The sequence below is a fragment of the uncultured Maricaulis sp. genome (assembly GCF_947259345.1).
Lineage (GTDB): Bacteria > Pseudomonadota > Alphaproteobacteria > Caulobacterales > Maricaulaceae > Maricaulis.
Map to the genome: position 1 here is coordinate 20,923 of NZ_CAMYLS010000027.1, position 11,935 is coordinate 32,857.

Below are 11,935 nucleotides of genomic sequence, written 5' to 3' on the forward strand. Positions count from 1 at the left end.
CCTAGAAGGCCTCTTGGGGCTCAAAAGTCAGCGGGGCCGGCTCGATTTCACGCAGGCCGCGCGAGCGCATCTCATAGATGGCCAGACCCCGTTCAATCAGCCCGGTTTCGCGGAAGCGGAACAGCCCGTCCGCGCCCAGGAAGCCCTGGTCTTCCTCGATGGCTTCGCGGGTAAAGCCACGCTCGCCGCCGTCGAGATGGGCGGCCAGGCTCATTGCGTCATAGGCGAGGCTGGCAATCCGAGAGGGTTCGCCGCCGAAACTGGCTTCATAGGCGGTTTCGAAAGCCGTGCGTGCATTCAGGTCCGGCCCGGCAAACCAGCCGCCATGCAGGGCTGGCTCACGCAGCAGATCCGGGTCATTCCACAGGCCCGTGCCGAGAAAGCGAACAACAAGCGGGTCGACGGCCTGGGAAATCAGAAGCGGGCCAAGCGAACGCAGGCGCGTCCCGCCCTCGGGCAGAATGACCGCCTGGAAGGGGGCTTCCGGATCCGGAGCCCACGTCTGTTGGCGCAGCTCGTCGGCTTCCTCCGGGGTCAGCGGTTCGAACACGCCCTCGGCCAGCCGGGCCGAGGCCCGGGCCATGGCTTCGACATCGCCTGTGTAAAAGCTTTCGGCAGCAATATAGCCGCCGGTCAGGGCAGCATTGTCCGCGAGCGCCGAATAGACCGCCATGCCATACCGGTTTTGTGGGCCCAGATAGGCGAAACGTTCGACGCCCTGGCGCGTCGCATACTCAACGATGCGGGCGACCTCGATCTCCGGCGGGAAGCTCATCAGATAGACGCCATTGCCGGCGACGGTCGTGTCCGTCGTAAAGGCGATGACCGGAATATCGGCCTGGCGGGCAACCTGTCCGGCCGCCTGAACGGCAGGTCCGAACAGCGGGCCGATAATGATGTCCGCGCCGTCTTCGACGGCCGCCTGTGCGGCAGATCGGGCACCCTGTGGCGTGCCTTGCGTGTCTTTGGGGATCAAAAGCAGATTGCCGCTACCACGTTCAAAAAGGGCCAGTTCGGCGGCGCGGAGCAGGCGCAGCGCTTCAGAGCGTGCCCCTGAATTATCGGCGGAGAACGGGAGCAATACAGCAACGCGAGCGATGTCACGGTCGGCCATGTGCGGCGGGACAAGACCGGTTGCGACGGGTTCTTCAACCGGATCCGGCTTGTCCTCGACTGGCTCGTCGATCACCGGTTCAGGCGGCGTGATCACGGGTTGCGGCGGCGGCGTTGTCTGGGTTGTGCCGCATGCTGCCAGGGCCCCGACGAGGCCGATGACAGCGAGGCAGCGCACGGCCCGGCTTTGTGCCAAAGTGTCAAATGACAGCGCGATACGTGATTTGAAGACTGGAAGCATGACCGAAACATCCCGGGAAATTCAAGGCGAAGCTATCCGCCACGGCGGCAAGGGGCAAGCGCTCGGACCGGGCCTCTACCTCGTTTCCACGCCGATCGGCAATCTGCGTGACATCACCTTGCGGGCATTGGACGTGCTGGGCGGTGTCGATCGTGTTCTGGCTGAGGATACGCGGGTTACGCGGCGCCTGCTTGATGCCTATGGCTTGCGGGTCGAGCTGACCGCCTACCATGATCACAACGGTGAACGTGTCAGGCCCGGCATTCTCGCCGATCTGCGCGAGGGCGCGCGGGTCGCGCTGGTCTCCGATGCGGGTACACCGCTCGTCTCCGACCCGGGCTACAAGCTGGCGCGTGAGGCTATCGACGACAATGTGCCGGTCATTGCCATCCCCGGTGCCTCTGCTGTCCTGGCCGCGCTCGCGATCGCGGGCTTGCCAACCGATTGTTTCACCTTCGCCGGCTTCCCGCCGCAAAAAACCGGCCCGCGTGAAGCCTGGCTAGAACCCTTCCGCCACGTACCGGGCAGCCTTGTTTTCTATGAGGGCGTGTCGCGCCTCCCGGCCATGCTTGCAAGTCTGGCCAAGGTGCTGGGCGATCGGCCGGCGGCTGTGTGCCGCGAGCTGACCAAGCTGCATGAAGAGGCCCGGCGCGGCAACCTGTCCGACCTGGCGACCCATTATGCCGAAGCCGGTCCGCCGCGCGGTGAAGTCGTGATTGTGGTTGGTCCACCTGCGGCCGATGACTGGGATGCCGGAAAGGTCGACACCGCCTTGCGGGCCGCGCTTGAGGATATGCGGGTCAAGGAGGCCGCAAGCCACGTTGCCGAGGCCTCCGGCTGGTCGCGCCGGGATGTCTATGCCCGGGCCCTGGCGCTCAAGGGCGAGGACCGGTGAGCCGGGCCCGGCGGCAGGCGGAATCCCGCGGCCGATGGGCTGAATGGCTGGCCATGGGCTGGCTGCTTTGCAAGGGCTACCAATTGCTCGATCATCGGGCCCGCACGGCAGCCGGAGAAATCGATCTGGTCGCCCGGCGCGGTGAGTATCTCGTTTTTATTGAGGTGAAGGCGCGCGCTAGCGTGCAGGCCGCGCTGGAGTCCATCGGACCGAGACAGCGCGGCCGGATCACGCGAGCCGCCTCGCTCTGGCGAGCGCGCCGGCCCGACCTTCAGGCCCTGCACTTGAGATATGATCTTGTTCTCATTGTGCCTGGGCGCTGGCCCCAGCACAGACACGCTGCCTGGGTGCCGGGAGACGGTGCCCGTGATCTGCTTTGACAGCGCGGCTCGAATGGGTTCGTGCTTGGCTCCAGCGCTGCGACTTGCCATGGTAGTGCGTCTGCAATTGACCAAGCTGGGGCGCGGGCGATTCGACAGGAGTTTCGAGCATGGCCGACCGACTTTCCACGCTGTCCATCTTGCTGTTCGCCGGCCTGGCCGGGCTTGTCCCTGCGGCCTGTAGCTCGGTTGGATCGATCAATGAAGAGCGATCCATCGGGCGTCAGCTCGATGACACCAATGCCTCGGTCGCGATCAAGTCCGCCATGCTTCGCTCGGAAGGTTTCGCGCTGGACGGGGTGGATGTCGAGGTGACAGAGGGCATTGCGCTTCTGACTGGCCGTGTGCCGCGTGAGGATGATCGCTTGATGGCGGAATGTCTCGCCTGGTCATCGGTGGCGGTCCGAAACGTCGCCAATGAGATCGAAATCGGCAGCGGCCAGGGGTTCCGCGACCGGGCCCGTGACGCAGAGATTACGGCGCGCGTGAATGGTCGGCTTATCTCCGACCGTGCCGTCCGCTCCATCAATTTTAACGTCGAAACCCGCAATGGGCGCGTTTACTTGCTGGGCGTCGCACGCAATCGCGGCGAGCTAGAACGCGCCAGTTCCCATGCCGCGCTGGTCGAAGGCGTGCAGGAGGTCGTCTCCTATGTGCGGATCTCCGGGGTTCCGACCAATCTGCCGGCCCGCGGCGAGCGCCGCGCCGAAGCGTGTGCGGGTGAAGCCAATCCCGGGGTTGAATCCGGCGGCGGCGCGCCTAACTCCGGTCCGCAATTGCTGGGTGGACCGGAGACGAGATGATGACATGGCGTGTTGCGGTCCAGATGGACCCGATCGAGACGGTCAATGTGGACGCGGACACGACCTTCGCCCTGATGGAAGAAGCCCAGGCCCGTGGCGCCGAGCTCTTCGTCTATCACCCTGATCAGCTGGCCTGGAATGAGGGGCGGATCGAGGCGCGGGCCCGTCCGGTGATCGTTCGCCACGTCCAGGGCGAGCATGCCGAGCTCGGTGACGAGCGCATACTTGATCTGGCCCGGGATATCGAAGTCGTTCTGATGCGTCAGGACCCGCCCTTCGACATGGCCTATCAGACCGCGGCGCACCTGCTGGAAATGCTCAAGGGTGAGACCCTGGTGCTCAATGACCCGTTCTGGGTGCGTTCGAGCCCGGAGAAAATCCTGCCGCTTCTGTATCCGGACATCATTCCCCCGACCCTCATCACGCGGGACCTTCCGGCGTTGACGCGTTTCCGGGACACCCATCGGGACATCATTGTCAAACCGCTCTACGGCAATGGTGGCGCCGGCGTCTTCCGGCTCAAGCCCGGAGACGGGAATTTCTCCGCCCTGCTTGAGACCTTCTTCGCCCAGTCGCGCGAGCCCGTCATCGCGCAGGCCTTCCTGCCAGACGTGTCGGCGGGCGACAAACGCATCCTGATCATTGATGGTGAGCCGGTGGGCGCGATCAACCGCGTCCCGCAAACGGGTGAAACCCGGTCCAACATGCATGTCGGCGGCGTTGCCGAGGCCTCTGATCTGTCTGACAGCGACTTGCGCATTTGTGACGCGATTGCGCCGGTTCTCAAGGAGCGCGATCTTGTCCTGGTCGGAATTGACGTGATCGGTGATCGCCTGACCGAGATCAATGTTACCTCCCCGACCGGGGTGCAGGAGCTGAAGCGTTTCTCCGGCATCGATACTTGTGCCGCCTTCTGGGATGCGGTTGCTCGTCGAATCGGAAACTGACATTCACACCCTTGACGTGTACTCATTGCTCGTACATGATTTGTTCCTGTTTTGATCCGGGCGAATGTCTGCCTGTGGAAAACCCAATGATGCCGGGTGTTTACCGGTATCGCATTTTTCCGCTTCCGCAGACCTGCGACCGGATGCCGGGGCGCGATACAGGCCGAGCTCTGTGATTCAAACGCCGGGTATGTCGGGAGATTTGTTGTGGCAGCACGAACAAGCTCTGTCGCCTTCCAGGGAGCCGAAGCTCGACTTGTGGATGTGCAGGTACAGGTTGCAGGCGGGTCGCAGCCGATCTTTTCGATTGTTGGTCTCGCTGACAAGGCGGTCGCCGAAAGCCGGGAGCGCGTCCGGGCCGCCTTCTCTGCGCTGGGGCTGTCACTGCCGTCCAAGCGGCTGATCGTCAATCTCGCCCCGGCCGACCAGCCCAAGGAGGGCTCGCATTTCGACTTGCCCATTGCGATCGGAGTGTTGGCGGAACTTGATGTCCTGCCCAAGGATGTGGCGGAGGATTATCTGGCCTTCGGTGAACTAGGCGCCGATGCACGCATTCGCTCAGCGCCTGGCGCCTTGCCGGCGGCGGTTGCGGCACACAGTGCAGGGCGCGCGCTGATCTGTCCGGAAGGGTGCGGCCCGGAAGCCGCCTGGGCGGGTGGCGATCTGGCCATCCTGGCGCCGGCGACACTCATTCAGCTGATCAATCACTTCAAGGGAAGCCAGGTCCTCGACCGGCCCGCGCCCGGTGAACTGATCGAAGCTGGGCCGCAGGTCGATTTACGGCAGGTCAAAGGTCAGGAGGGTGCAAAGCGAGCCCTCGAGATTGCCGCGGCCGGACACCATAATCTGCTGATGGTTGGTCCGCCCGGCTCCGGCAAGTCCATGCTGGCCGAGCGCCTGCCCGGTCTTCTGCCACCTTTGACCGCTCCAGAATTGCTCGATGTGTCGATGATCCACTCGGTCGCGGGCTTGCTGGAGCGGGGGCGGCTGACGCGAAACCGTCCTTTCCGGGCACCGCATCACTCCGCCTCCATGGCTGCAATGGTGGGCGGTGGAAGTCGGGCCAAGCCGGGTGAAGCGTCCCTGGCCCATCGCGGCGTCCTCTTCCTTGATGAATTGCCGGAATTCCACCCGCAAGTCCTCGACAGCCTCCGACAGCCACTGGAGACTGGCTCCATCACTGTGGCGCGCGCCAATGCCCACATCGCCTACCCCGCCCGCTTCCAGCTGGTCGCGGCGATGAATCCCTGCCGCTGCGGTGGTGGCGGGAGCGATGGGGCGAGTTGTCGTCGGGGTGAGCGCTGCGCGATCGACTATCAAGCCCGGATTTCCGGTCCGATGCTGGATCGGATTGATCTGCAGATACAAGTCCCGCCAGTCACGCCTGCCGACCTTGCTCTGCCGCCGCCCATGGAAGGGACGGCCGAGGCGGCTGCTCGCGTCGCCATCGCCCGCGAAGCCCAGACCGAGCGGGGGTCGCTCAATGCCCACCTTCCTACCGATCAGCTCGATCATGTCGCGGCGCCGGACCGGGCGGGGGAAAATCTCCTGCAAGAGGCGGCCATGCAGCAATCCCTGACGGCGCGCTCCTATCACCGGATCTTGCGGGTGGCGCGCACGATCGCTGATCTGGACGGCCAAGAGGCAGTGCGCCGGCTGCATATTGCCGAAGCTTTGTCTTGTCGCCGTGGTCTCAATCGGGGGCCGGCCCGTGGGGTTGCTCGCGCGGGCAGTCCGCTTCGCTAGGCAGGGCAGGCCTGGCATTGCCAGCGGTCGCGTGGGCCGTGTGAGCTACTGACCGATTGGCGTCAGCCTTGATAGCTCGCAAAGCGCCGGGTCCGACCCGGCTCTGCGGAGGCGTCTGTCGCGCCTGAAATTGCACGCTGGGGCGGGACTACATACCAGGCCGCGATGACGACGCTTCATTAACCCCGATCGGTTAGAAAACAGACAGATAAAGCCGAGGGTGGATCGTGGCCGACGAGCCGGACAATCGACACAGCGCAACGGACCCGTCGCGGCCCGACAGTGTCACGCGTCCAAATAGCGCCAATCCCGACCCGTTTGCGTCTCACACCGCCCCCCTGGATGATTTGCTGCTGACCGCCCTCGATGCGGCTGGTGAGCTTATCCTTGTGCGCGGCTTTGGCGGTCGGGTCATGTATGTCAATGCCGCCTTCCTGAAGGCCTTCGGCGGGGAACGGGCCGACTGGGTTGGGCGTTGGTTCTCGGTCGCGCCACCGGTGACCACACAGGATTCACGCCGTTATGAGATGCTGATGCGCACGCGCAGCGGGGCGATCTGGATCGAATGGGATGAGCGTCTTCTGCCGGGCGATGCCGGCGTGATCTCGGTCGGGCGCGATGTCACGTCACGCCGTGAGGCGCATGAGGATCTGGAAGCGTCCCAGCGTGCCAAATCCCTCTTCTTTGCCGCCGTGACCCATGAATTGCGCACACCGCTGGCCGGTGCGTTGGGGGTCTCGCGCCTGCTTGAAGCAACGGCCCTCAAGCCGGACCAGGCCGATTATGTGCGCTCGATCGCGGCCTCTGCGGATCATGCCTTGGCCATGGTCGATGATATTCTGGACCTGTCCCGACTAGAGGCCGGCCATCTCGAATTGCGTCCGGAACCGGTAGATATCGTTGAACTGGTCCGCGAAACGGTCGAGCTGGCCGCGCCGCGGGCGCAGGAAAAAGGGCTCGAGATCGGCGTTGTTCATGCCCATGGCGCACCGGTCCAGGTCGCCGGTGATGCTGCCCGGCTCAAGCAGATCCTTTATAATCTCATCGGCAATGCCGTGAAATTCACCGCTGAGGGTGGCGTCCGCGTCGACATCACCAATGCTCCGGACAGTGAGGGACGGGACCGTCTGGCCCTCGCGGTCAGCGACACCGGCCCCGGCATTTCCGAGGCAGACCAGGAAACCCTGTTCGAACATTTTGAACGCGGCGCCGCCGAGCGCAATGGCGCGGAAAGCGGGGCCGGGCTCGGCTTGGCCATGGTCCGCCGTCTTGCCGATGCCATGAATAGTGCGATGGGCGTGGAAAGCCGTCTGGGGCAAGGCGCGAAATTCTGGCTTATCTTCGATCTGCCTGTTCTTGCCCTTCGTACAGATCAGCCCATGATGGGACATGCGATCGCGGTGGCGAGTGACAATGCCATGTTGCGGCAAAGCCTCCACGATCAACTTGTGGCGATGGGGGCTGACGTGAGGGCTATCGAAAGCCCGGATATGCTCGACCTGGCGCGCGGACGCGATCTGCTTTGTGATGCAGATTGGGCTGTGGCGGCCGAGGCGCGCCGCATCTGGCAGCTGGTGACCCCGTCCGAGAAAGCTCAGCGTGATGATCTCGTGGCGAATGGGCCGGTCAACTGGTTCGTCAAACCCGTTCGTGCCTTGACCCTGGTGGCACAGCTCACCGGTCGCGAATCCGTCGACGGCGGGACCGAGCCGCCCCGGAACACCGGCGCTGCCACGGCATTCCAGCCGGATGTCTCCGGCCTTCACCTGCTGGTCGCCGAGGATGATCCGGTCAATGCGCTGATCGCGCGTAAATGCCTGGAGGGGCTCGGTGTTCATGTGACGTCGGTCGCCAGGGGAGATGCAGCGCTTGAGGCGCTGACTTCACAGGCATTTGATGCCGCCCTGCTGGATCAGCGCATGCCCGGAATGGACGGCCCCGATATTGCGCGGGCGGCCCGCGATGCGGGGCTCAACCTGCCGCTGATCGCCTTGACCGCCAATGACTCTGAGGCCGACCGCACGATTTGCCTCGGGGCCGGCATGGACGAATTCCTGGCCAAGCCGCTCGATGCGGATCAGCTCGCGACCAGCCTGACCCGCTTGTGCCGCCCCGGAAACCGCGCCAGCATGGGCTGACAAAGTCCCCTGCCGGAGTGGTAAGCCCATGTCTGACTTGCGAGAAACTGCCGGCATCGCGGGCCAGCGCACCTTCATGCAAACCCTGGTCGTTTATGCGACGCCGGTCATGCTCTCGATGCTGGTTCTCGGATTTGCGTCCGGGCTTCCGCTCTACATGGTCTTCCAGAAACTGTCCTACTGGCTCCGCGATGCCGGGATCGATCGTTCGACCATCGGCTTTTTCTACTTCGTCACACTGTCCTACACGCTCAAATTTGTCTGGGCACCGGTCGTCGATCGCGTAAAAATTCCGTTCCTGCACAAGCTTTTGGGCGCTCGTCGATCCTGGATCGTGACGGCGATCTCCGGGACGGTCATCGCTTTGGTCATCATTTCGCAGACCGATCCGTTGGTCAGTCTTGTGCCGGTCGCAATCGCCGCACTGTTGCTGGCCTATTCCGGAGCGACGCTGGACGTCGCCATTGATGCGTGGCGCATTGAATCCGCGCCAAACGACATGCAGGCCAACATGGCGGCCGCCTATTCGTTCGGATACCGCATTGCCTACATGACCTCGGGTCTCGGATTGGCGATCTCCGAATGGGCCGACTGGGACATTTCTTTTCTCGTCATGGCAGGTGCGATGGCAGCGTCGGCGGGCCTGGTCTGGTTCATGCGCGAGCCGAAGGCCGGCGTCGGGCGGCGGGAGCTTGCAGGTAGCCTCGGCATCAAGATCGTTCGCTCGGTCTGGCAGCCTTTCAAAGACTTTTTCGAGCGTCTCAACTGGTGGATTTTCCCGGTTATCGGTTTGATTTCACTCTATCGGATGAGTGACTTCACCATGGGGGTCATGGCCGCCCCGCTGTATTCCGATCTGGACTTCGATCGTGCGATCGTCGGCGGGATCCAGGGCGGTCCCGGCCTGGCAGCGACCATGGCCGGGCTCTTTATCGGAGGCGTCTTTGCCTATCGGTTCGGCTTGATGCGAACGCTGGTCATTGGCCTGGTCATTACGCTTGTGACGAATGGTGCGTACGCGTGGCTGGCTGCCACCGCGGGGCCGGACGACACCTGGAAGCTTTTGATCGCCATCGTTGGCGACAATCTGGCCGGCGGCTTCGTCACCACAGTCTTCATTGCCTATCTGTCGAGCCTGGTCGATCCGGCGAGCGCGGCGACCCAGTATGCGTGGGTCAGCTCATTCTACGCCCTGTTCGCGAAGTTCCTGTCCGGCTTCTCCGGCGTCCTGGCTGACGCGGTCGGCTGGGTGATGTTCTTCGCAATCACGGCCGCGTGGACTATCCCCGCCGCGATCCTTTTGGTTGTCGTCATGAAGTTCGGCCCGGCAGCCGCCAAGGGCGAACACAAATTCCCGGAACGACAGACCGAAGAAGCCTGACCCCCTACTCCGCCAGTCCGCTGTCCACATCATGCTTGTCCGGGTCGTAGGCGGCCAGGGCGGCGAGCGTCGTGATCTCCGACACCGACGCGCCGAGCCGGGCGATCTGGACCGGTTTTTCGACCCCGACCAGCATCGGCCCGATGACCGTCGCGCCGCCCGCCATGCGCAGAAGCTTGGTAGCAATCGAGGCGGAGTGGATGGCTGGCATGACCAGCACATTCGCCGGGCCCTTCAGGCGCGAGAACGGGTAGAGGAAGCGGTGTGACGGGTCGAGCGCCACATCGACATTCATCTCGCCCTCGTATTCGAAATCGACCCCGCGTTCGTCCAGGATCTTGACGGCGCGGCGCAGCTTGTCCGAGCGATCTCCGGACGGATTTCCGAAGGTCGAATAGGACAGGAAAGCCACGCGCGGCGTGAAGCCGAAACCCTTGGCCGCAGCCGCTGTTTCCATCGCGATATCGGCGAGGGCGTGCTCGTCCGGGAATTCGGCGATATTGGTGTCGGCGATGAAAAGGGTGCGGTTCTTGGCCAGGGCGATCGACATGCCCATGACACGCTGACCTTCGGCCGGGTCGAGCACTTGGGAGACATCGCCCAGCGCCGCGCCATAGGAGCGGGTAGTGCCGGTCACCATGCCGTCCGCATCGCCCAACTTGACCATGCAGGCCGAGAAGACATTGCGGTCATTATTGACCAGGCGCTGGACGTCGCGCTTGAGATAGCCTTTGCGCTGCAGGCGCTTGTAGAGGAAGTCGGCATAGTCGGCATTGCGATCCGAGAGGCGCGCATTGACGATCTCGATCGAGTCTTCCGGCACACCGACAAGGCGCATATTCGCGCGCGTGATCTCTTCCCGGCCAACCAGAACGGCCTTGCCGAGCTCCTGGTTCTGGAAGGCGTAGGCCGCACGGATGACCGAGGGTTCCTCGCCTTCCGCGAAAACGATGCGGCGGCCATGCCCCATCACCGCGCCCTGGATGCGTTGCAGGAGGGCCGCGGTCGGGTCGAGACGGCGGGCCAGGGAGGCGCGATAGGCGGCCATGTCCGGGATCGGCTTGCGGGCCACGCCCGTATCCATCGCGGCCTGGGCGACATAGGGCGGGACATAGGAAATCAGCCGCGGATCAAACGGCGACGGGATGATGTAATTGCGGCCAAAAGTCGGGCGGGCCCCGTGATAGGCGGCGGCGACCTCATCCGGAACATCTTCCTTGGCTAGCGCGGCGAGCGCCCGGGCCGCCGCGATTTTCATCTCCTCATTGATGGTGCGGGCCCGCACATCCAGCGCCCCGCGAAAGATATAAGGGAAGCCGAGGACATTATTGACCTGGTTGGGATAGTCCGACCGACCGGTGGCGACGATGGCATCCTCGCGGACGGCGCGGGCGTCCTCGGGACTGATCTCCGGGTCCGGATTGGCCATGGCGAAAATGATCGGATCCTTGGCCATGGTCTTGACCATGTCCTGGGTCAGCGCTCCGGCGACCGACAGGCCGAGAAAGCAATCCGCGCCATCGACCGCTTCGGCCAGTGAGCGCTTGTCGGTCTGGATGGCGTGGGCCGCCTTCCACTGATTGAGATTGTCGCGTTCTGTATGGATGATGCCCTTGCTGTCACACAGGATGGCATTGTCCGGATGCACGCCCATCGCCTTGAGCAGTTCGAGCACGGCGATACCCGCCGCCCCGGCGCCATTGACGACAACGGTCAAATCCTCGATGCGGCGATCGGTGAGCTCGCAAGCATTGATGATGCCGGCGGCGGAGATGATGGCCGTACCGTGCTGGTCATCATGAAAGACCGGGACATCGAGCAGTTCGCGCAGGCGCTGCTCGATGATGAAGCTCTCCGGTGCCTTGATATCCTCCAGATTGATGCCGCCGAACGTATTGCCGATGCGCTTCACGCATTCGATGAATTGTTCGGCGTCCTCTTCCTCGACTTCGATATCGATCGCGTCGATATCGGCGAAGCGCTTGAACAGGACGGCCTTGCCTTCCATCACTGGCTTGGATGCCATGGCGCCGAGATTGCCGAGGCCGAGAATGGCCGTGCCGTTGGAGATGACGGCGACCATATTTCCCTTGGAGGTGTAGTCGTAGACCTTGTCCGGGTCGGCGGCGATCGCCTTGACCGGAGCGGCGACGCCCGGGCTGTAGGCGAGCGAGAGATCGCGCTGTGTGGCCATCGGCTTGGTCGGAGACAGGGCCAGCTTGCCGGGGACGGGGTCCTTGTGGAAGGCGAGGGCTTCCTCGTCCTCGACGTGACTGGTTCTGTCGCTCATT

General features: G+C 63.7%; 9 protein-coding genes. 7 read left to right on the forward strand and 2 right to left on the reverse strand.

Annotated elements, in window-relative coordinates:
- Position 1: 1 nt before the first annotated feature.
- Positions 2-1,354 carry a penicillin-binding protein activator gene (locus tag Q0X62_RS11670; RefSeq protein WP_297735818.1) on the reverse strand — a complete coding sequence of 451 codons (1,353 nt, stop codon included), beginning with the start codon at positions 1,352-1,354 and terminating at the stop codon, positions 2-4.
- On the opposite strand from Q0X62_RS11670, the gene rsmI reads away from it, so the two are divergent.
- The 7 genes from rsmI (at position 1,353) to Q0X62_RS11705 (ending at position 9,644) form a co-directional block, all read left to right on the forward strand.
- Positions 1,353-2,249: a 16S rRNA (cytidine(1402)-2'-O)-methyltransferase gene (gene rsmI / locus Q0X62_RS11675; protein ID WP_297735820.1), complete on the forward strand. Its 897-nt coding sequence runs from the start codon at positions 1,353-1,355 to the stop codon at positions 2,247-2,249. The genes Q0X62_RS11670 and rsmI overlap by 2 nt on opposite strands.
- Entirely contained in the window at positions 2,246-2,629 is a 384-nt protein-coding gene (locus tag Q0X62_RS11680) for a YraN family protein (protein ID WP_297735822.1), read from the forward strand. The genes rsmI and Q0X62_RS11680 overlap by 4 nt, the downstream gene beginning before the upstream one ends.
- A gap of 110 nt (positions 2,630-2,739) precedes the next feature.
- Complete coding sequence (locus Q0X62_RS11685) at positions 2,740-3,432, forward strand: BON domain-containing protein (RefSeq protein WP_297735824.1); 693 nt, start codon at positions 2,740-2,742, stop codon at positions 3,430-3,432.
- Positions 3,432-4,379 (forward strand): glutathione synthase, encoded by a 948-nt coding sequence (gene gshB / locus Q0X62_RS11690; RefSeq protein WP_297735826.1) that lies wholly within the window; start codon positions 3,432-3,434, stop codon positions 4,377-4,379. Before Q0X62_RS11685 ends, gshB begins: the two co-directional genes overlap by 1 nt.
- Positions 4,380-4,586: 207 nt before the next feature.
- A complete protein-coding gene (locus Q0X62_RS11695; protein WP_297735828.1) occupies positions 4,587-6,125 on the forward strand; it encodes a YifB family Mg chelatase-like AAA ATPase in 1,539 nt (512 codons plus the stop codon).
- A 227-nt stretch (positions 6,126-6,352) separates the two neighbouring features.
- Positions 6,353-8,263: an ATP-binding protein gene (locus Q0X62_RS11700; protein WP_297735830.1), complete on the forward strand. Its 1,911-nt coding sequence runs from the start codon at positions 6,353-6,355 to the stop codon at positions 8,261-8,263.
- A gap of 28 nt (positions 8,264-8,291) precedes the next feature.
- Positions 8,292-9,644: an MFS transporter gene (locus Q0X62_RS11705; protein ID WP_297735832.1), complete on the forward strand. Its 1,353-nt coding sequence runs from the start codon at positions 8,292-8,294 to the stop codon at positions 9,642-9,644.
- A 4-nt stretch (positions 9,645-9,648) separates the two neighbouring features.
- Here Q0X62_RS11705 and Q0X62_RS11710 read toward each other — a convergent pair whose 3' ends face one another.
- Positions 9,649-11,934, reverse strand: coding sequence for an NADP-dependent malic enzyme (locus Q0X62_RS11710; RefSeq protein ID WP_297735834.1), 2,286 nt, complete (start codon positions 11,932-11,934; stop codon positions 9,649-9,651).
- Between the last annotated feature and the right edge of the window lies 1 nt (position 11,935).